The 21,582-nt window shown below is 35.8% G+C and carries 16 protein-coding genes; 4 read left to right on the top strand and 12 right to left on the bottom strand.

Going from position 1 to position 21,582, the window contains the following annotated elements; translation table 11 throughout:
- Positions 1–118 precede the first annotated feature (118 nt).
- The 5 genes from nrdD to ACTND6_RS01175 all read right to left on the bottom strand — a co-directional run bounded on the left by nrdD (position 119) and on the right by ACTND6_RS01175 (position 6,728).
- Positions 119–2,317 carry an anaerobic ribonucleoside-triphosphate reductase gene (nrdD, locus tag ACTND6_RS01195; RefSeq protein ID WP_441021175.1) on the bottom strand — a complete coding sequence of 733 codons (2,199 nt, stop codon included), beginning with the start codon at positions 2,315–2,317 and terminating at the stop codon, positions 119–121.
- A gap of 189 nt (positions 2,318–2,506) precedes the next feature.
- Positions 2,507–2,680: a hypothetical protein gene (locus ACTND6_RS01190; RefSeq protein WP_178176095.1), complete on the bottom strand. Its 174-nt coding sequence runs from the start codon at positions 2,678–2,680 to the stop codon at positions 2,507–2,509.
- A gap of 50 nt (positions 2,681–2,730) precedes the next feature.
- Entirely contained in the window at positions 2,731–3,585 is an 855-nt protein-coding gene (locus ACTND6_RS01185; protein WP_441021173.1) for a patatin-like phospholipase family protein, read from the bottom strand.
- Positions 3,586–3,620: 35 nt separating this feature from the next.
- The gene (locus tag ACTND6_RS01180; protein ID WP_441021172.1) at positions 3,621–4,301 is read right to left on the bottom strand and encodes a transaldolase family protein; all 681 of its coding nucleotides are present in this window, start codon (positions 4,299–4,301) and stop codon (positions 3,621–3,623) included.
- A 12-nt stretch (positions 4,302–4,313) separates the two neighbouring features.
- Positions 4,314–6,728: a glycyl radical protein gene (locus ACTND6_RS01175; protein WP_441021171.1), complete on the bottom strand. Its 2,415-nt coding sequence runs from the start codon at positions 6,726–6,728 to the stop codon at positions 4,314–4,316.
- Positions 6,729–6,896: 168 nt separating this feature from the next.
- Between ACTND6_RS01175 and ACTND6_RS01170 the strand changes: the two genes are divergently transcribed.
- Genes ACTND6_RS01170 through ACTND6_RS01160 form a run of 3 tightly spaced genes read left to right on the top strand, consistent with a single transcriptional unit; the run spans position 6,897 to position 9,592 of the window.
- Positions 6,897–7,808, top strand: coding sequence for a glycyl-radical enzyme activating protein (locus tag ACTND6_RS01170; RefSeq protein WP_441021170.1), 912 nt, complete (start codon positions 6,897–6,899; stop codon positions 7,806–7,808).
- A gap of 9 nt (positions 7,809–7,817) precedes the next feature.
- Positions 7,818–8,579, top strand: coding sequence for a DeoR family transcriptional regulator (locus ACTND6_RS01165; protein WP_178176087.1), 762 nt, complete (start codon positions 7,818–7,820; stop codon positions 8,577–8,579).
- Positions 8,567–9,592, top strand: a complete 1,026-nt coding sequence (locus ACTND6_RS01160; protein WP_441021168.1) for a Gfo/Idh/MocA family oxidoreductase — start codon at positions 8,567–8,569, stop codon at positions 9,590–9,592. Before ACTND6_RS01165 ends, ACTND6_RS01160 begins: the two co-directional genes overlap by 13 nt.
- 28 nt (positions 9,593–9,620) lie before the next feature.
- On the opposite strand, the gene ACTND6_RS01155 is transcribed toward ACTND6_RS01160, so the two are convergent.
- From ACTND6_RS01155 to ACTND6_RS01125, 7 genes are all read right to left on the bottom strand, one after another.
- Positions 9,621–11,036 carry a Gfo/Idh/MocA family oxidoreductase gene (locus tag ACTND6_RS01155; RefSeq protein WP_441021166.1) on the bottom strand — a complete coding sequence of 472 codons (1,416 nt, stop codon included), beginning with the start codon at positions 11,034–11,036 and terminating at the stop codon, positions 9,621–9,623.
- Complete coding sequence (locus tag ACTND6_RS01150) at positions 11,033–11,734, bottom strand: response regulator (RefSeq protein ID WP_441021164.1); 702 nt, start codon at positions 11,732–11,734, stop codon at positions 11,033–11,035. Before ACTND6_RS01150 ends, ACTND6_RS01155 begins: the two co-directional genes overlap by 4 nt.
- Positions 11,724–13,682: a DUF4118 domain-containing protein gene (locus tag ACTND6_RS01145; protein WP_441021162.1), complete on the bottom strand. Its 1,959-nt coding sequence runs from the start codon at positions 13,680–13,682 to the stop codon at positions 11,724–11,726. Before ACTND6_RS01145 ends, ACTND6_RS01150 begins: the two co-directional genes overlap by 11 nt.
- A gap of 159 nt (positions 13,683–13,841) precedes the next feature.
- Positions 13,842–14,498: a potassium channel family protein gene (locus tag ACTND6_RS01140; protein ID WP_441021160.1), complete on the bottom strand. Its 657-nt coding sequence runs from the start codon at positions 14,496–14,498 to the stop codon at positions 13,842–13,844.
- An 11-nt stretch (positions 14,499–14,509) separates the two neighbouring features.
- Positions 14,510–15,850: a TrkH family potassium uptake protein gene (locus ACTND6_RS01135; protein WP_441021158.1), complete on the bottom strand. Its 1,341-nt coding sequence runs from the start codon at positions 15,848–15,850 to the stop codon at positions 14,510–14,512.
- A 137-nt stretch (positions 15,851–15,987) separates the two neighbouring features.
- Complete coding sequence (locus ACTND6_RS01130) at positions 15,988–17,352, bottom strand: DUF349 domain-containing protein (protein WP_320104363.1); 1,365 nt, start codon at positions 17,350–17,352, stop codon at positions 15,988–15,990.
- Positions 17,353–17,548: 196 nt separating this feature from the next.
- The gene (locus tag ACTND6_RS01125; RefSeq protein ID WP_441021155.1) at positions 17,549–20,902 is read right to left on the bottom strand and encodes an ABC transporter ATP-binding protein/permease; all 3,354 of its coding nucleotides are present in this window, start codon (positions 20,900–20,902) and stop codon (positions 17,549–17,551) included.
- 194 nt (positions 20,903–21,096) lie between these two features.
- Here ACTND6_RS01125 and ACTND6_RS01120 point away from each other — a divergent pair.
- Positions 21,097–21,582: transposase (locus tag ACTND6_RS01120; RefSeq protein WP_441045034.1), on the top strand; the 486-nt coding region annotated here is incomplete at its 3' end.

Genomic DNA, 21,582 nt, shown 5'->3' with positions numbered 1-21,582 from the left:
GTTTTTTTGTCACTTTTTAAAACTGAGTTTTCAAGGGTTAATGCCAATAATGTTCGCTCCAGTGGTTTTCCGAAAAAAATTTTTTCCAGTTCTTTTTCCCAGTTTCCATTCAAAAATTTCACAAGTGTAAAACACGCTCTTTGATCTCTTGCGTTCTTCCCTGGTTCCAGAACTGTGTACCAATGTACCCGCACGTTCTTCTAGCAACGTTCATCTTATTCTGATCAGTATTACCACAATTTGGACACTTCCAGATCAGCTTCTTATTTTCATCTTCCATGATCTGAATTTCACCTGTATATCCACATACCTGGCAATAGTCACTCTTTGTATTCAATTCAGCATACATAATTGTATTGTAGATATGCTTCATTAACTGTAATACAGCCTGTACGTTATTCTGCATGTTAGGAACTTCAACATAGGAAATTGCCCCACCTGGAGATAATTCCTGGAATTTGCTTTCCTCTGTCAATTTATCAAATGCATTGATTTCTTCCGTTACGTGGATGTGATAAGAGTTTGTAATATAGTTCTTATCTGTAACGCCTTTAATGATGCCAAATCTTTCCTGCAGGCACTTTGCAAACTTGTATGTTGTAGATTCCATTGGTGTTCCATATACTGAGAAATCAATGTTTGTCTGCTGCTTCCACTTTGCACAGGCATCATTCAAATGCTTCATTACAGCCAGTCCAAACTTTTCACCTTCTGGTGTTGTATGAGATAAACCTGTCATATAGCGAACACATTCAGCCAGTCCACCATAGCCAAGAGAAATTGTAGAATATCCATTAAACAAAAGCTTATCAATTGTTTCACCCTTTTCAAGTCTAGCAATTGCACCATACTGCCATAGAATAGGCGCAACATCACTAGGTGTACCCTTCAAACGGTCATGGCGGATCATCAATGCCTTGTAACAAAGATCAAGTCTTTCATCAAAGATCTTCCAGAATGCGTTCATATCCTTCTTAGAAGAGCAGGCAACATCAACAAGGTTAATTGTTACAACACCCTGATTAAATCTGCCGTAATACTTATGCTTAGAAGATGAATTCATCGCATGTTCATTGTTTTCCCATCCATTTTCAGTAAAACGGTCAGGTGTAAGGAATGAACGGCATCCCATGCATGGATATACATCGCCCTTCAATTCTTTCATGATCTTAGCAGAAATATAGTCAGGAACCATTCTCTTTGCTGTACATTCAGCAGCGAGCTTTGTCAGGTAGTAATACTTAGAATCGTTATAAATATTATCTTCATCTAAGCAATAAATGAGTTTAGGGAATGCTGGAGTAATATAAACACCTTTTTCATTCTTAACACCCTGCATTCTCTGCTTGAGCATTTCTTCGATAATCAAAGCAAGATCGTCTCTTGTCTGACCTTCAGCAACTTCATCCAGATACATGAATACAGTAACGAAAGGAGCCTGTCCATTTGTTGTCATCAATGTAATGATCTGATACTGAATTGTCTGTACACCAGTTGTGACTTCACGCTTCACTCTTTCTTCAGCAATTGTATTGATCTTGTCTTCACTGATTTCTACACCAGCTGCTTCCATTTCTGCCTTTACAGACTTTCTATATTTCTGTCTGGAAATATCTACGAATGGTGCAAGATGAGAAAGTGTGATTGTCTGACCGCCATACTGGTTAGATGCTACCTGTGCAATGATCTGTGTTGCGATATTGCAGGCAGTCGCAAAGCTATGTGGCTTATCAATATGTGTGCCTGAAATCACTGTTCCGTTCTGCAGCATATCTTCCAGATTCACTAAACAACAGTTATACATCGGCTGTGCAAAATAGTCAGAATCATGGAAATGAATGATTCCCTTTTCATGTGCATCCCAGATTTCCTTAGGCAGCAGGAATCTTCTTGTAATATCCTTAGAAACTTCACCAGCCATATAGTCACGCTGTGTTGAGTTTACAGTTGGATTCTTATTAGAATTTTCCTGCATAGCTTCTTCGTTATTACGTCCCAGCAAAGAAAGAATCTTCTTGTCGGTTGTGTTGGCTTTACGAACAAGTGCTCTTTCATAACGATATGTAATATAGTTATGTGCCACTGTATATGCACCTTCTGCCATTAATTCATTTTCAACAAGATCCTGAATTTCTTCCACAGAAATACTACGTGCAATTTCATTACACTTCTGAATGACGCGATTTGTGATTTCAGTAATCTTATCTTCTGAAATCTGTCTGTTTTCCTGCGTAGCCTGATTTGCTTTTTCTATTGCTAAAAGTATCTTATCCGCATCAAAAGATACTTCTTCTCCACTTCTTTTAATTACATTCATAATTGCCCTCTTCCAAGAATTCTAAATAGTTGGATTTCCAACTATTTATGTTATCCTTCAAAAGGATACTGTTTTTTAGATATGATTTCAACCAAAACACTCAAGATTTCTGTCGTTTTCATTAGTTATTTTGTTCACAATTCAATTTGTTTCATACAAATTGAAGAAAGTCCCTAGAATTAGGGACTTTCAGATTTTCATATTTTCACAAATTTCCATTTGACAAAAATCAAAGTATAGTTGCTGAGGATGATACTTCACATCTTTTTTCAACAAAGCATTCAACTTTTCTTCAAAATCTACTTTTTCTTTCACTTCTGTCTTTAAACTAGAAAAATATTCTTCAATTTCTTCATTACTCATAAAAAATCCTCCTATATTACTATTCACAGAAAACAAGAGGATTCCCTGAATTATTTATTCAAAAATTGTTCCAGTGCATGCAGTTGTGATAATGCCTGTCTTCTTCCTAAATCATATACACGTTTATATTCTTTCGGATCTCTACATACACTTGGAATATTCAAAGCTTCTGGAGGTCGAATCACAAAGATTTCCCCTTTTGCTTCTTTTTCAAGTATTTCATCAATACACGCATTGTATTCTTCATAACGATGAAGAAGCTTTTCCAATAACAATGGATATTTTGCTAAAGCTACTTTCATCAACTTCTGCATATTAGAAGAATATGGCTGTTTACGGTAGCCAAATGGCTGTGTCAGTACCACAACATTCTTTGTATAGCCAATGGATTCAAAATATCGTAATGGTATGGAATCACTGATTCCACCATCCAATAGTTCATATCCATCAACTTTTACGCATCTCGATACCATTGGCATAGACGCAGAACCCTGGATCCAAAGAAGATCATTTTTTGTTCCATCCGTACATTTATGATATACAGGACGAGCAGTCTTCACATCCGTTGCAACACAATAGAACGCCATTGGATTCTTTTCAAACGTTTCACTATCCCATAAATCCAGATGATATGGAAGCATATTATAGTTAAACTTTGTTGAAAATAAGTTTCCTGTTAACAATAGAGAAAAAATCGATGCATGTCGTTTATCTCTACAATATGCCATGTTATAACGCAAAACTCTTCCAATCTGTTTTGATTTGATATTACATCCAAAAGCAGCACCAGCACTCACACCGATTGCACCATCAAAACAGATATCATTGACCATAAAAACGTCTAGAACACCTGCCGTGAATAAACCACGCATTGCTCCACCTTCTAATATTAATCCTGTTTTCATGGTAACTATTTTATCACTTTTTATAACAGTGTGAACTATTCAAAGTAATCTTTCATTGTTTTATCTTGACCAAGCTTGTTAAAGTCACTGATAAAATCATTTACTGCACCATCAATCGCGAGATTCTTCACAAATCCATCAATAACATCTGGAGCACATGTGGATGAATAAACACCATATTCACATAACTCAAGAACCTGCTGGCTGTTTTTAAAGGAAGCTGCAAGTACACCACAGTCCATATGATTATTCACTAAAATATCATGAATCTGCTTCGTCACATAAATTCCATCATATCCCATATTATCAATACGATTCACATATGGTGCAACATAGCTTGCACCAGCCTTTGCGGCTAGATACGCCTGCATTGGTGTATACACAACTGTTCCACATGTTGGAATCCCCTTTTGCTTCAATATACGGATTGCTTTAAATCCTTCCGGAATACAAGGAATCTTAACAACTGTATTCTTTCCTAATACACGTACAATTGCTTCAGCATCTTTTACCATGCCTTCAGCATCTGTTGGAATTGCCTGTGCAAATAAGATACCGTCTTCTCCGATGATTTCTCTAATTTCTTTTAGAACTTCTTCTGGATTTCTGTTCTGTTTGCTTAAAATAGAAGGATTTGTGGTAACACCATCAATTGGGTATAGATCACACAATCTTTTAATTGCTTCAATATTTGCATCATCAATAAATAATTTCATTTTCCTTATCTCCTATAATGTCTGTTCACTTCTACCGATAATATCATCCTGTGTCTTTTTACTCAGCACATTAAAGAATGCTGAATATCCCGCAACACGGACAATGAGATCCGTATGCTTTTCAGGATGCTTCTGTGCATCAAGCAACGTTTCTTTGGAAACGATATTGTACTGTACATGATATCCATGCAGACGATTAAAGAATGCACGAATCAACATTTCAAGCTTCTGTTTATTTTCTTCTGACTGCAGCATTGTCGGTGTCATTTTCTGATTCAGCAGTACACCACCTGTAATCTTTTCTGTAGGCAATTTAGAAACAGTCTTAAATACAGCTGTTGGACCATTCTTATCACAGTTATGTGCTGGTGAACATCCTTCTGCAAGTGGCTCCCATGCCTTTCTGCCATCTGGTGTAGCAAACGTTGACATGCCTTGACCAACATTTGCGGAAATGGAAGATGTACCGCCATAGCGAATACCACCAATCGGACCTCTATGGAATCTTGTATTTGGATACTTCTTGATTTCATCAAGGTAGGAATCATACGCTTCTACAACAAGCATATCTACATCATCATTATCATTTCCATACTTTGGTGCATCATGGATCAGCATCTTTTGGATCTTTTGACTTTCTTCTGATTTGAAATCATCTATAATTGCATCCCAAAGCTGCTTTTGTGTTATTTTCTTTTCATCATAGACAAGGGTTTTGATTGCACTTAAAGAATCCGCCATATTGGCAATTCCCACCTGCAATCCAGAGATGAAATCATAGACCGCACCACCTTCTTTAATAGTCTTTCCTCTAGCAATACAGTCATCCGTCAAGCAGGAACATAAGATATCAGGTACATCTCTTTCACTAGCCTTATCAATTGCATTTTCAACAATAACAGAATATCTCGTCATTTCACGTACTGTCTTATCCCATGCATCAAGCAATTCATCATATGTCTTGAAATCTTCAAATTTTCCATATCCTTTTGTAAATCTCTTTCCACTTGTCAAGTCAACGCCATCATTCATCGCGCATAACAATACACGTGGGAAATTGATATAAGACATTCCAGTACAGCGATAACCCCACTTGCCAGGCACTGCCGTTTCAACACATCCAATCGCACTGTAGTTGTAGGCATCCTCTTCTTTGACACCCCAGTGAATAAAAGATGGAATAATAACTTCATCATTATTGAATGCAGGCATGCCAAATCCAAGCTTTACAACTTCAATACATTCATCAAAGAAATGATGATTTAAGTTTGCATGATAGCGCACAGTTAAGTTTGGCTGTGTCAGTCTTGTCTGTGCGACAGATCTTAACACAAGGAAAGACAAATCATTGACCGCATCTTTATGATCTGTTGTCTGACCGCCAATTGTTACATTCTGATACATTGGAGATCCTGCAGAAGATAATGTATGTGCCTGAGAACGTACTTTATTGATTGTCAATGTCTTAATCCACAGACAGTCTAACAGCTCAAGCACTTCTTCATCTGTAATCTTTCCTTCACGATGATCCTTTTCATAGTATGGATACATGTATTGATCAAATCTACCATAAGATAAAGAATGACCATTACTTTCAATCTGTAAAATCAATTGAATGAACCAGACAGATTGAATTGCTTCATAGAAGGAATGTGCTGGCTGGTAAGGAACGTTTGTACAGATTTCTGCTATCTTTAATAACTCTTCTTTTCTACATTCATCTACTGTCATAGAAGCAAGTTCTTTTGCCTTTGTGGCATAGCGTAATGCAAATGTATGTACCGCATCAATCACAATAAGAACTGCTTTATAGAATACATACTTATCTATCGCATCAATATCTGTTAAATCCAGTTCTTCCAGTTGTTTCTTTACTCTTGCTTCATACCCTGCAAGACCTTCTTTCAACACTCTTTGATAGTTAACTGCCAAGTGTGCATCACCCGCATTCAGCTTTCCTTCCATGCCAAATACACCAGTTTCCATAAATACAGATACTTCTTCAGGAAGCAGTGCTTCGCCTCTAGCACGAAGATTATTATTTTCCCAGAATGGTGCAATTTCTCTTAGCTGTTGTTTTGTTTCTTCTGTAATATAGAAAACATCACCATCTCTTTTTTCAAACAGATCTAATTCATCCATGATGAATTTCATTGTATATTCAGGAAACACAGGTGCATTTCGATTCTTTGTTGCCTGATTACCAGCAATCAATGTATTGTTTTCAATATAGATTGTCTGATTTTCCAGGATTTCTTTTAACATCAAGGCACGCAGCATGACACGTGGCTGATTTTGATGTTTTTTGTATACGTCTGTTACCAGTACTGCTCTTTCTGCATCAACATAAGGCTTTTCATTTAAAACTTCATTTCGAAAGCATTGCATTCTTTCACTTAATTTTCCAAAGTGTTCTACGTTTTCCATCATTACCTCTTTCATTCGTAAGTTTCATTACGTATTTCTATAACAAATATACCAATATATTCAGTGATAATCAATGTATTTCTACGTTTTAAATAAAACATGGTTTCATTCGTAAGTTTTATATTTCATTTTCAGTATTTTAATGTTACGATATTGTTGAGGTTAATTATGAAAGCAAATAGAGAACAGACAGGTGTTGTATTCAACATCCAGAAATTCAGTGTCAATGACGGTCCAGGGATTCGAACCGTTGTATTTTTTAAGGGATGCCCTCTAAGATGCCAATGGTGTTCCAATCCGGAAAGTCAATCAACTAAAGTACAGATATTATGGGATACAAAAAAATGCGTACATTGTCTGCATTGTATTGATACATGTAAACAAAACGCAGTCAGAGAAGTAAACAATGAAATTCACATCGATCACAAAGCATGCATTGGGCGTCTAGAATGTGAACAAGAATGTCCACAAAATGCACTCAAACATGAAGGTGATACAAAAACTGTCCAGCAAGTCTTAAATATTGTAAAGCAAGATGAAGTATTCTATGAAGAGAGTGGCGGCGGCATTACTTTGAGTGGCGGTGAATTACTTATGCAGAGTGAATTTGCCTGCGAACTATTAAAAGCATGCAAAGAAGAAAATATTCATACAGCGTGCGAAACAACTGGATTTGCATCACCTGATGTATTTTTAAAAGTCATTGAGAATATTGATTATGTATTGTTTGATATGAAGCATTGGGATACACAAAAACACAAAGAATATACAGGTGTAGAAAATACACTGATCAAAGAAAATATCAAACAGGCAATCGCTTCAGGAAAAACAGTACTTCCTAGAATTCCTGTCATTCCAGGATTCAATGATTCTTTACATGATGCAGAAATGTTTTCTCAGCAGTTCAAAGAACTCGGCATTCAAAGAGTACAATTACTGCCATTCCATCAGTTCGGAGAAAACAAGTATTCACTTCTCAATAAAGAATATGCATATCGCAATACAACAGCTCTGCATAAAGAAGATCTCATCCCATATCAGAACATATTCTTAGCACATGGAATTGAAGCGTTCTTTTAAGGAGAACTTATGAAAAACAATCGTACAAACAAAATCCTTGAAATCTTATCAACACAGGAAAAAGCAGATGTTGTTTCCTTGGCAGAAATCTGTCATGTATCACAGGTAACAATGCGAAAAGATCTGGATGGATTGGAAGATCTTGGTCTTGTGAAAAGAATGCATGGATACGCAATGATCAATAATACAGATGATCTTAGAGGCAGACTATCCTATCATTATGAAGAAAAAAGACAGATTGCCTATGAAGCAAGTAAACTTGTCAATGATAATGATACGATCATGATTGAAAATGGAAGCTGTTGTGCACTATTAGCATCCATCATCGCAAAAGAGAAAAAAAACGTTACAATCATTACAAACAGTGCTTATATTGCTGACTTTATCAGAGAAGAAGATGTAAATATTATTCTTTTAGGTGGTATCTATCAAAAAGATTCACAATGTACCGTAGGAGCAATGATTGAAACAAATGCGTCCTTCTTCCATGTACACTACTTCTTTATTGGTACTGATGGCTATTCCTCAAAAACAGGATTCACAAATAAAGATACAATGCGTGCAGAAGCAGTGAAAAGCATGGCAAAGGCCGCAGATGAAATCATTGTTGTCAGTGAAAGTGAGAAATTCAATCATGTTGGTACCGTATCTATGAATCTCAACAATAAAATCACTGTTGTTTCTGATAACAAACTCACACAGGAAATGAAAAATACATTTATAAAAGATGGCATTCAAATTATTCAGGGAGAAATATTATGCAGAAACTAGTTATCGCATTTATCGCAAACGGAAAAAGTACAAACCGTTACCACCTGCCATTCGTTCTACAAAGAAAAGATAAAATCAAAGTCAAAAAAATCTATGCAAGAAATCTAGATAAACATGAATGGCAAAGAATTGATGGAATTACATACACAGATAATATTCATGATTTATATGATGATCCTGAAATCAATACCATTGTTATTTCTACACCGGCATCTTCTCATTACAGTTATGTCAAAGAAGTTTTAAATGCCGGAAAAAACTGCATTTGTGAAAAACCATTCATGGAAACAGTGCAGGAAGCAAAAGAATGTTTTGCCCTTGCAAGACAAAAAGGTTTGATTCTAGAGTGCTATCAGAATCGTAGATTTGATTCCGATTTCTTGACAGTACAGAAAGTCATAGAATCCAATAAATTAGGCGAACTGTTAGAAATTGAAATGGGATTTGACTATTACCGGCCAGAAACACCTGAAGCTGTACATACATTTTCAAGATTGAATTCTTACTGGTATGGTCATGCCTGTCATACGCTGGATCAGATTATTTCATATTTTGGTAAACCAGATCATGTGCATTATGATGTCAGACAACTCTTAGGCACAGGCAGAATGAACGACTATTTTGATGTAGATCTGTATTATGGAAATCTCAAGATTTCTGATCGTTCTTCTTATTTCCGTGTGAAAGAAAGACCTGGCTTTACTGTCTATGGAAAGAAAGGATGCTTCATCAAATACACAAAAGATCTCCAGGAAAGAGATCTCAAACATTTCTATATGCCAGCCAACAAAGACTTTGGTCTAGATACCCCTGAAGAATACGGAACATTGATGTACTACGATGAAAACAATGTCTATCACGAAGAAAAAGTCATCTCAGAACGAGGTGACTATGGGAGATATTATGATGCATTCTATGATACGATCATGCACCAGGCACCGCCACTTGTTACGGAAGAACAGACACTCTTACAATTAGAGATGCTAGAAGAAGGTATCAAAAACTTAAAGTAATCCTAGAAGCAACCACATTGCTTCTTTTTCATACGATACGATATGGAAAATCACTTTGTGGTATATCATTTAACTGTGACAAACACTGCACAATCAACGCATGATCCCTTCCTTCATGCATACCACTTGTTACAATTGAATAACGCAAAACACCATTTTCAAAGATCGGAAAAGCACCTGCAGATAAGCAATATTCTGGAAAGGATAAATCAGAATATGTTCCATGCAGTTCATGTTCAACATATGCATAAAAACTGGAATGCATTGTTTTCAACATCACATTTCTTTTTCCTGTAATATATAAAACATTCTTTTCCTTTCCTTCTGGAATATATTCATACACAACTGCATTCTTTACTTCATCATAAATTCGAACATATGCTGTACGATCATACGCTTTCTGATTTTCCTTTAAAAGATTTCCTAAGCGTTCAACATTTTTTTCTTGCAAGTGATATTGCTTCTCTTCTTTTTCTAATAGAAGCAATGTTTTTTCGTCATACGATAAACTCTTCTGGATCATTTCCATAATTTCTGTACAACGTAAAGATGCCGCATGTGATATATGATCATTTTCTATATTTCCCTTTTTACAGCAATCAACAAATGCTTTGATTTCGCCATAGAAATCATCCACAACATACGGAATATCTATTTCATCTACAACATCTGTTGTGACTGTCATCTGGAATGCGCGATGCAGTGGTCGTACAACAATTGTTCCTTTTGTCCCTTTGATTGTAACGATCTTATCCTTTTCACGATCCATTCCACATTCCATCACACATGCAATATCACCACTTTGCATATATGCACATGTATACAGATTCACACGATTCTTAACATTTGCATATACATGTTTCAATATCATATCTTCTTTAGTAAAATCTTCAATCCAGGAAATACAATAGATTCCTAAATCACTCAGGCACCCTAAAGAAGCAGGATCACCTAAATAAGAGTTCTCTATTGCATCTATACTTGCTGCATTACAGAACGAGGTATTGATTTGTGTAATCTTGCCTATTCTATCTTCATTAATAACTTCTTTCACTTTTTCATAGAGTGGTGTAAAACGACATTTCATTGCTTCCATAAACAGGCAATGATTTTCTTTTGTACAGTGAATCACAGACTGCATTTCTTCTGCACTTAAGCATGCTGGTTTTTCAACAAGCACTGCTTTATGTGCCTGCAGACATTTCATGATCCATGCATAATGAAACTGATGCGGGGTAGAAATATACACAGCTTCTACATGAGGATCATTCACAATCGCATCGAAACTACCATATGCTTTAAGCGCATGGTGTTCCTTTTGAAATATTTCTGCTTTTTGCAGTGTGCGACAGCTGACTGCCTGCAATGTACATCCTTCTACATGTTTTAAGCTGGATGCAAAACGATGTGCAATTCTTCCTGCACCAATAATTCCCCACTTCATATCTTGATCATACGATATCCAACACCTATATGTGTCTGAATATACTGCACTCCATTTGTATTCTTTTCAATTTTCTTACGCAGCGTAGCCATAAACACACGTAAAGAAGCAATATCATTTTCATTTGCACTGCCCCAGATACTTTGTGTGATATATGTATGCGTCAATACTTTTCCTATATTTTTAGAAAGCAATGTTAATAATTTGAATTCAATCGGTGTCAGATGCAGTTCTTCTCCATTCAGATAGCAGCATCCACTCACATAATCAATCTTCAATTGTCCATTTTCAAAGACAGAATCCTGATTCATCTTTTCATTCTGGATAAATGACAGTCTTCTTTGTGTCACTCTTAATCTTGCAAGCAATTCTGCAACAGAAAAAGGCTTTGTCAAATAATCATCTGCCCCTGCATCTAATGCCTGAATCTTATCATCATCTTCACTTCTAGCAGAAATAACAATGATTGGCACCAAAGAAAAACTGCGTACCTTCTGTATGACTTCAATTCCATCCATATCCGGTAAACCAAGATCCAGTAAAATAACATCTGGATTATGTGTAGATGCTTCAAGCAAAGCACTGTTGCCGTTATATGCAGATAAATACTTATACTCATGTGCTTTTAAAGTTGTCGTAATGAGATTTCGAATGGAAGCATCATCTTCTACAACTAAAACATTCAATTTATTCGCCATTGATCTTCACCTCACTTAAAGGTAATGTAAATCTAAAATCACATCCATGTGGTTCAGCATCGTAAATACCAATTTCTCCATGATGTGCTTCAATGATTGATTTACATAAAGCTAAACCAAGTCCAAGAGACCTGCCCGTAGAATCATTCTGTTTTTCTCCTGTATAGAACATTTCAAAGATATGTTCTTTATTCACATCTTTGATTCCTGGTCCATTATCTATAATATCTACTTGTGCAACATGTTCAAGCTTTTTCACACGGATTAATATCGTAGATCCTGCTTCTGTATATTTAATTGCATTATTGATAATATTCACAATGACCTGAATGATCAATCTAGCATCAATATAGACAAGCATAAATTCATCATACATCTGCTTTTCAATATGATGTTCATGGCTCTTTCGATCAATATGCTTCAAAGCTTCACTCATTACATCATCTAACAGCTGATCCGAAAAATTCAATTGAATTCTTCCTTCATCAAACCTTGTAATCGACAATAGATTCTCAACAACCTGCTTCAGCCACTCACTATCATCATAGATATCAGAAAAAATCTGCTTTCTGGCCGCATCATCCAATTCCTGATAACTATCCATCAAGATACTTGCACCACCAGAAATAGAAGTTAATGGTGTTCTAAGATCATGAGAAATCGTTCTCAATAAATTTGAACGCAGCTGTTCATTTTTCGCAACAAGGGCAGCTTGTTCTTTTTCTCTTTTGATTCTTTCATTATCTAAAGCAAGTGCACATTCCCCTAAAATAGATAATGCAATGGAACTTTCATGTGGATTGATTGGTGCATCTTCCTGAATGATACCAATGACCCCATAGACAATTTCATTCATACGAATGGATAAATACAGCGTATCACGATTCGTTTTCTGTTTATGGTTTTCAAATACCCACTGTACTGCTTCTTCGTCTTCTTTGCTTAACTGTTCATATGCAAATGTACGATCTGGATAATACATGTGGATATGTTTATGATCATCATCTTTAGAAATTGCTAAAACTTTACGATTCAAAAGACGTGATAGCTGCTGGGCACATAATAGAATGATCTGTTTTGGATCATCTGTATTTTCAAGCAGCTTATCGGTATCAAACAGCACTTTTGTACGATAGGCATCACTTGCCAGCAATCTAGCATCCTGTTTCAGTTTAGAAGCAGATGAACCAGTAATAATACCAGCAATCAACATGATTAAAAACGTTACAGGATATCCCGGAGCATATGCATGTAACGTCATAACAGGTTCAGTAAAGAAATAATTAAATGCGATAACACTTAAAACAGATGAAATAATACAGCTTGTATAGTTTGTACAAATCAAAGCTGTTAAAAGAACACCTAGAATATACAGTGTAATGATATTAGAATCTGTAAATCCAAGATGTTGAAAACAAATACCAATTCCCGTCACAAGAAGCAGTATCAGTCCCATCGGAAGAATATCTGAGGATTTCGGCATGATATCCTGATGCATGATATAATTTCCTTTCCGATACATATCTAGATTGCTTTGATCAGGGATAATATAAATATCAATATTTTTAGACAGTTCAATCAAACGATCTGTCACGGTCTGTTTGGGAAAAAACATCCGTTTGTGATTGTCACTTCTGCCAATGACGATTTTTGTTACACGGGAAGCTCTTGCATATTCACTGATCAATACAGGTACATCATCTCCCTGAATCTGTACAATTTCTGCGCCAAGACTTTTTGCAAGTGCAGTATGAGCAGATAATCGTTTTACATCATCTTCTTTCATATGAGATGCAGATGATGTTTGAATATATAAAGCTGTAAGAGGACAATGAAAAGCCTTGGCTAAAGCACTTGAGCTATAGATTAGTTTTTCATTTGTGAAGGATGATGATAAACATACGAGAATATGTTCTTGTGATGTTGTTTTGTATCTATTTTCCTGCATTCTTCTTCCTCTGCATTATCATAGCATGTTTTTTTTTTGTGCTGAATTCATATTTTTCTGGATGTCTTATTTCATCTAAAAATCTAGAAAAGTAATGATTTACCACAAAGCTAAGCAATGCAATATAAACAATCAACAAAATAACCCAGATCATATTAATTACGCTTTCTGTTTTTTAAAGCATTTTTCAAGATTTCTGTATTCTCCTAGAACAAGAATTGTGGAATTTTTTTCAAATGTTGTATCTGGTGTTAAATTGACAGTCAATTTACCATTACTCTTGATACCAAGAATATTTAAATGGAACTTTTTACGAATATCCAATTCTGAAATTGTTTTTCCAAGCCATTCCTCTGGTACTTCTGTTTCAAATACACCATGTTCTGCATCCAATTCCATATAGTCAAAGATATGATCAGCAGCGTATCTGATTGCTGTCCATTTTGCCATCTGTCTTTCAGGATATACAACATGATCTGCACCATTTCTTTCCAGAAACTTTGCCTGTACATCTCTTTCTGCTCTAGAGATTACACACTTTGCGCCAAGTTCTTTTAACTGATATGTTGTTTCAAGAGAATTCTGGAAGTTTCCACCAATTGTCACAAAACATACATCATAGTTTGCGATACCTAAAGATTTCAGGAAATCTCTATTTGTACTATCTCCAATCACAGCACTTGTAACATAGTCAATACATTCATTGACTTTATCTTCTGCTTTATCTACTGCCATGATCTGATATCCCATTTCATTTAAATGAATTGCAACGTGTCTGCCAAATCTTCCTAAACCAATCAATAAAATATTCTTCATATTGTTTTCTCCTATCCTACCGTAACCATTTCTTCCAGCATTTTCTTATATACATGCTTGGATACACGCTTTGTTGCATAGATCAAAGTAAGTGTTCCAACTCTTCCTAAAAACATCAGCATCATTAACAATGTCTGTGATATATGTGAAAGCTTCGTAGTTAAAGATAATGTCAATCCAACTGTACCTGCAGCAGATGCTGTCTCAAACAAACAATCTGACAATATAAATCCATCATGGATGGAAATAAACATTGCTACAACAAAGAACATCGTTAGATACATAACAAAGATCGTCATTGCCTGTCGTAATGCAGCAATCGTAAATCTTCGATCAAACAGATCCGTTTCATCTTTCTGATTGAATACAGAGAAAGCTGTTGTAACAATGATGACAAATGTTGTAATCTTCATACCACCTGCAGTTGAACTAGGTGAAGCACCAATCAGCATCAATATTGTCATAACACCTTTTGATGCTGATGACATCTTCGTCAGATCTACTGTATTAAATCCAGCAGTACGCGTTGTTACCGACTGAAACAAAGAAGCAAGAATTCTTTCTTTCAAAGGCAGCGTTTGAAAATCCACAAAGAAGAATAAGACCGCAGGTAATACAACCAGGAAGAATGTTGTGGTTAAAACAATCTTTGACTGTAAACGATATTTCTTGAAATGATATGTATGATGATAAATATCATCCCATGTTAGAAAACCAATACCGCCAATCATGATAAGAAGCATGATAACAACATTCACAACAGTATCATTTTGAAATCCAACCAGAGAAGGAAACATGTTATTCTTTGTTCCTAAGATATCAAATCCTGCATTACAGAACGCACTGATAGAATGGAACACAGACATCCATATCCCCTCTAGACCATAAAGTGGAATAAAGCGTGGCATTAATAGAAGTGCACCAATTCCTTCAATCGCAAATGTTCCTAATACAATAAATCGTGTTAAACGAACAATACCTCCTACGTATGGCGCAGAAATTGAACTTTGCATCGTACTTCTAGACATCAGATTGATCCTTCTTCCAGAAAGGATTGCAAATGCAACCGCAATCGTAATAACACCAAGACCACCAATCTGAATCAGAAGAATAATGATCATCTGACCAAACGTAGACCAGTAACTGCCTGTATCCTTTACCACAAGTCCCGTTACACATACTGCAGATACTGCAGTAAATGCAGCATCATGGAAACTAGTAACGATTCTCTGCTTTGTAGAGATTGGCAGCATTAATAACAATGTACCCATCAATATGACACCAATGAATCCCATAATGATCCACTGGAATGTTGTAATATGAATTCTTCTATGACGTAAACCCTTTGGCATAGACACTCCTTTCATGCTTCTATATTAGGTTTCATTATTTAAAGAATGTATTAAAGAATGTTAAAACGTATAAAGATTGTATAAAGATTTCTTTTATACACAAAAAAGACAAGACCTAAGCCTTATCTTTCATTTGATTATTCACTGATTTTCTTTTCGTCTTCTGCAATAGAAGCTTCCAGCTTATCCATTTCGTTTTCTTTCAAGTGAAGTTCTCTTTCGAAATCTTCCTTCATATTAGGATTTGGAGCGATTTCAATTCTGAACTGAAGATCTTCAATCTTCTTCTTGAGACTTTCAAGTTCATTCTTCTTACGATCAATGATGTTCTGGATCTTCTTTAAAGATTCGCTCTTTTTAGCAGACCAGAATACTTCCTTAGCTTCATTGAATGCATCCCAAAGAGCATCGTTCTTTTCTTTTCCAGAATATCCAGCAGCTCTCCATTCCTTATCCAATTCCTTCATACGGTTTGTTGTATCAAAACCATAATCCTTCTTGTCAGAAATTTCCTTAGCTTCTGCAATGAGCTTTTCCTTTGTCTGAATAGATTCTTCCCACTTTGCACTTCTTTCAGCGAAGAATGCATTACGAGCAGCATTGAATTCCTTACGGATACTAGAGAATTGTGCCCACAATTCATCATCTACATCCTTGCCAGAATTACCAGCAGCCTTCCATTCATCAAATAACTTAGCAAGTTCATCACCAGCATTCTTCCAGTTCTTAACATTTGCTGTGAGCTTCTTAGCTTCTGCAATAATTGCTTCCTTCTTTTCCTTAGCCTGTGCCATTCTTTCATCACGTGTGGCATTGTATTCTCTCTGCTTGTCACGTAATTCACGTTCAATTTTGTTTAATGCAGAACGCATTGCACGGTCAGCTTCTTCACCAGCAGAACCAATTGCATAAAGTTCATCCTTCAGATCATTCAATACATTTCTAGCATCTTTGAAGTTTTCAGCATTCTTTAATTCTCCTGCCTTAGCAACGATTGCTTCTTTTTCTTCCTTGTTCTTCTTGATTTCTTCCATTCTTGGAGCGAATTCAGCATTAGCCTTGTCAAAACGAACCTGGTATTCCTTTTCAACTGGTGTATCCCATGTTGGTAAAGCATTCCATTCGTTCTTTAAAGCTTCCATCTTTTCACTTGCATCTTCGCTGGAATATTCTCTTGAAAGAATTTCTGCGTTTCTAGCAAGTTCTCTCTTCTTGAGCATGTCATTTTCCATATCTTCTAATGCGTGATCTTCATGGTCAGTTCCATACTCTGTATTTCCACCTTCATCTTTAGAATGTGTCCAGGAATACATTCTATAATCACCATTTACTTCAATACCAAACCAACGGCCATGTCCGTCTTCTACACCCTCTTTAGGTGCACATGGATTTCCTTCAGCGTCTTTTGCGCCATAAAGAATTTCCACTACTTTGCCACCGAAAGTCTTATGTGGCTTTAGTTTTGTTTTCGCAAATGCATCATTAAATTCAGGTCTGTTCATAATTTCTCTTTTCCTCGTGTCCTTCACAATACTCATTATTCTACAACATTTTTTTCTACTTTGAAAACCGATAACATTTAAAAAGTGCTGATTTCATCGTATTTTTTTCGATTTTTTCATCTTTTTGAAAATTTATTCAGAATGATAACGGTTACATCACTTTTTTAAAAAACAAGAATGTTTTTTTCCATTCTTGTTAATCTGTTCTGAGTGCTTTCACTGGATCTAATTTTGCGGCTTTTCTAGAAGGAATAATTCCACCAGTCAAAGTTAATACAATACTTAATACAATCAGAATGATTGCTGCAGATATCGGTAATGATGCATTAACTAAAGTACTTCCAGTCAAGGAATGAATCAATGCATTGCCTGGAACAAGTAATATAAGTGTTATGCCAATTCCAAAGATTCCTGCCAAAGCTCCTGTAATAAATGTCTCGGCATTGAATACATTTGAAATATTGTGTTTTGAAGCTCCAATTGCGCGTAGAATTCCAATTTCCTTCTGTCTTTCCAGTACTGAAATATATGTAATGACACCAATCATAATGGAAGATACCACAAGTGAAATCGCTACAAAGGCAATCAATACATATGAAATGACATTCACAATATCCGTAACAGATGTCATCAACGTTCCAACAAGATCCGTGTATGTAATGACTTTGTCTTCATCTGCATTTTTCATTTCTTCATTATATGCATCTAGTATGTTGATGATTTCACTCTTGCTTTCAAAATCCTTTGGATAGATCACAATTGCATTTGGATCCTTTACATCTGCGTATCCTAATGTAGATAAATTAGATTCTTTCGAAGAAGATGATGAAGACATCATACTCGCAAGTGCTGCCTGTAATTGTGATGCATCCATATTCATCTGGAATGCATTCGTAAATGCACTTGCATCAATGCTTAACGCATTTGGCAGCTGTCGAACCATCGCATTCATTGCCTGTGTAATAGAAGATGACATTGCCTGAATCAATGTAGATGTTTGTGTATTGATCATTTTAGACGCACTGGAATATAAAGCATCTGTATCTACAAATACAGAAACAACACCATTCAATGCATCCTGACCTTCTTTTGTATTCAGATATGCAAAGAAAGTATTTGTAAAGGCGTCTTGATCAAACGAACCACCATTCGCCATATATCCCGCAAGTAAATTCTTAACGATGCCATTCAGATCATCATCTGTAATCACAAGCTGCACACTTTGATATGTGGAATATACCGTATCATAGATTCTTTGCTTTGCTTCTTCAGTATTCAGATAATCCGTAAGAGAATCATGATTTTCATTCACAATTGTTGTATAAAGATCTTTTAAAGAAGATGTAATTGCTTCAGAAATCAATGCACTGTTTGTTTCATTCTTACTGATTCTACTCATCGATTGCATCAGTATCTTTTTTGCTTCGCCACTTGTAAGATACTCTTCTAAAGGTTTCAAAGGATCACTGGTATCATTGTTTTCCATATATGTGCGATATGACTGTAAAAGATTCATGAATGCCTGTTGTGCTTCTTCTTGAGAAACCTGCTTCAAGCTTGAAGAAATCAATTCCTGAATCATTTGATCTGATACATTCACACTGCTAGATAAGCTGGAAACATCTAAATACTTTGATAGATCAATGTTAATTTTAGAAGAATCCATTTTAAATGCGTTTGCGAGTGCTGCTTCATCAACAGTAAATAAATGCTCTGTATCAAGTTCACTTGTTTCTTCTCCAAATGCTTTCCCCGTAAAGATGTTTTTATCTGGCTGTTCCAATTGCTTCTTCACGATTTCTGAATTTGATGCATATTGAATGATATGTTCTACAAGATCACTTGAATAATAGACGCCAGAAGACAACATCTGAATATTGGCATCTCCTTTTGGTTTTACAACACCAACAATATTGATATCTTCAGCTTGGTCAATCAGTTTTTTCATATACGCTTCATCATTACTCTTCGATGCATAAACACCTAATGCATCATCATATGCATATGCATCACACGCATTGACAAGCTTTAAATGAATACCAATAAAATCCTGATACTGATAGTCTTTACTTGTTGTTTTTACATCACTGCTCTCTTCATTCTGAAAGCTTTTAACAATCTTTTCTAATTCACTATAATCTTTCAGACCTAATGAATAGAGTGTCATATCTGTTAATGATCCATCTTTTGACAGCACAACAACAGCTTCATTATAATTTTGCGGCCATCTGCCTTCACTGACTTCATAGCTATCTCTATACAAAGAATCATTCTTTGGAAGAGCACTAAAATCATTCATTGAAAACTGTGAAGAATACATGGAAGATGTTGGCGCAATACCACTGTTTGCCATTAAATTGTTTGGATTGACCTGCTTGATTCCATTTGTTGTATCAGGTAAATACAATTGTGGTTCAACATTGTACTGATATTCAATGCTTCTTGCATATGTATCAATATCACTCTTTCCAGAATCAAAATATGTCTTTAAAGACGCAAGATCATTTTGACTCATTCCAGAAAACATATTATTCACAACATCGATTTCATTCACTTCACCAGATTTTTCTTTCGTATGTGCTTCTGCCATATTCCCCATCATACTCGTCATAGAGAAAGCAGATTTATCAATTTCTAAAGGATATTCTGATAAAGTTTCCTGTTCTGTATTTTGAATATACGCATTGACACCATTGGATAATGACATAATCAAGGCAATTCCAATGATACCAATGGATCCCGCAAACGAAACAAGAACTGTTCTAGCTTTTTTCGTCATCAGATTATTTAAAGAAAGAGACAGCGCAGTCAAAAATGACATCGATGATTTCCCAAGATTTTTATGTACAGCAGGCAACGACTTCTCTTCTATCACATATGGATTTGTATCAGATAAGATATGGCCGTCTTTTACATTTACAATACGATTTGCATAGCGATGTGCAAGTTCAGGATTGTGCGTTACCATGACCACAAGGCGATCTTTCGCAACTTCTTTCAACAGATCCATGACCTGTATAGATGTTTCTGAATCAAGTGCACCTGTAGGTTCATCCGCAAGAAGAATATCTGGATCATTGACCAAAGCTCTTGCCAAGGCAACTCTTTGCATCTGTCCGCCAGACATCTGATTCGGCTTTTTATGTATCTGTTCTTTTAGACCAACTTTTCCTAAAGCTTCAATTGCACGCTGCTTTCTTTCTTTTCTTGAAATACCAGAAATGGTTAAAGCAAGTTCCACATTTGCAAGAACCGTCTGATGTGGAATCAGGTTGTATGACTGGAATACAAAACCAATCGTATGATTACGATAGGAATCCCAGTCACGGTCTTTATATTTTTTTGTAGAAATACCATTGATGACTAGATCACCACTGTCATAGCGATCTAATCCACCAATAATATTCAATAACGTTGTTTTGCCAGATCCACTTGGTCCTAAAATTGCGACAAATTCATTGTCTCTTAAATTTAAAGATACATGATCCAAGGCCTTCTGGATCAAATCTCCTGTCTTATACTGTTTTGATATATCTTTGATTTCTAACATATGTCATATATTATATTGAAATTTTCCAATTTATATTTATACAATCAGAACTGATTGACAATTTTTCTCATGTTTTTAAAATTACATAACTGACCACCTGATTCAAAAAAGTTCAGAAATCTCTTTAGTATCCGCTTTTTAGTACAATAAAATCATATTGCTGGATATACACTTTAACTGCGAGGTAAAAGTATATGTCTAAATATAAAGATAAAAAACCATCTATGATTGAATTTACTAGAAAGTATGCAAACAATGATCAGGCCTGTGAAGATTTCTTCTTTCATGCCAAGTATCCTAACGGTTACTACTGCGAAAAATGTGGCTGCACTCACTATAAGAAGATTTCTACACGCAATCATGTATATACCTGCTCAAAATGTGGTCATCAGTCATGTCTGTTTGCAGGAACAATCTTTCAGGACTGTAAACTGGATCTGTATAAGCTGCTGCTTGGCTTGTTTATCTTCTTCACTTCCAACAAAGGTGTCAGCGCAATGGAGATGCGTTCTCAGCTGGATGTAAACTACAAGACTGCATTACTGCTGTGCAGAAAATGCAGAGTATTAATGACAGAATGCAACTCAGAGAAGATACTTGATAACATGTTCTATGAAGCAGATGTTGCATATATCGGATCAAAATCAAAAGAACCAGGACATCAGGGCTGTGGTACGGAA

It is taken from the genome of Bulleidia sp. HCP3S3_C9, from assembly GCF_052064035.1.
Lineage (GTDB): Bacteria > Bacillota_I > Bacilli_A > Erysipelotrichales > Erysipelotrichaceae > Bulleidia.
This window is presented reverse-complemented; position numbering and strand designations above follow the sequence as displayed.

Excerpts from the sequence above, each read along its gene's own strand:
- nrdD (WP_441021175.1), bottom strand. The coding sequence starts at position 2,317 with ATGAATGTAATTAAAAGAAGTGGAGAAGAAGTATCTTTTGATGCGGAT.
- ACTND6_RS01190 (WP_178176095.1), bottom strand. The coding sequence starts at position 2,680 with ATGAGTAATGAAGAAATTGAAGAATATTTTTCTAGTTTAAAGACAGAA.
- ACTND6_RS01185 (WP_441021173.1), bottom strand. The coding sequence starts at position 3,585 with ATGAAAACAGGATTAATATTAGAAGGTGGAGCAATGCGTGGTTTATTC.
- ACTND6_RS01180 (WP_441021172.1), bottom strand. The coding sequence starts at position 4,301 with ATGAAATTATTTATTGATGATGCAAATATTGAAGCAATTAAAAGATTG.
- ACTND6_RS01175 (WP_441021171.1), bottom strand. The coding sequence starts at position 6,728 with ATGGAAAACGTAGAACACTTTGGAAAATTAAGTGAAAGAATGCAATGC.
- ACTND6_RS01170 (WP_441021170.1), top strand. The coding sequence starts at position 6,897 with ATGAAAGCAAATAGAGAACAGACAGGTGTTGTATTCAACATCCAGAAA.
- ACTND6_RS01165 (WP_178176087.1), top strand. The coding sequence starts at position 7,818 with ATGAAAAACAATCGTACAAACAAAATCCTTGAAATCTTATCAACACAG.
- ACTND6_RS01160 (WP_441021168.1), top strand. The coding sequence starts at position 8,567 with ATGCAGAAACTAGTTATCGCATTTATCGCAAACGGAAAAAGTACAAAC.
- ACTND6_RS01155 (WP_441021166.1), bottom strand. The coding sequence starts at position 11,036 with ATGAAGTGGGGAATTATTGGTGCAGGAAGAATTGCACATCGTTTTGCA.
- ACTND6_RS01150 (WP_441021164.1), bottom strand. The coding sequence starts at position 11,734 with ATGGCGAATAAATTGAATGTTTTAGTTGTAGAAGATGATGCTTCCATT.
- ACTND6_RS01145 (WP_441021162.1), bottom strand. The coding sequence starts at position 13,682 with ATGCAGGAAAATAGATACAAAACAACATCACAAGAACATATTCTCGTA.
- ACTND6_RS01140 (WP_441021160.1), bottom strand. The coding sequence starts at position 14,498 with ATGAAGAATATTTTATTGATTGGTTTAGGAAGATTTGGCAGACACGTT.
- ACTND6_RS01135 (WP_441021158.1), bottom strand. The coding sequence starts at position 15,850 with ATGCCAAAGGGTTTACGTCATAGAAGAATTCATATTACAACATTCCAG.
- ACTND6_RS01130 (WP_320104363.1), bottom strand. The coding sequence starts at position 17,352 with ATGAACAGACCTGAATTTAATGATGCATTTGCGAAAACAAAACTAAAG.
- ACTND6_RS01125 (WP_441021155.1), bottom strand. The coding sequence starts at position 20,902 with ATGTTAGAAATCAAAGATATATCAAAACAGTATAAGACAGGAGATTTG.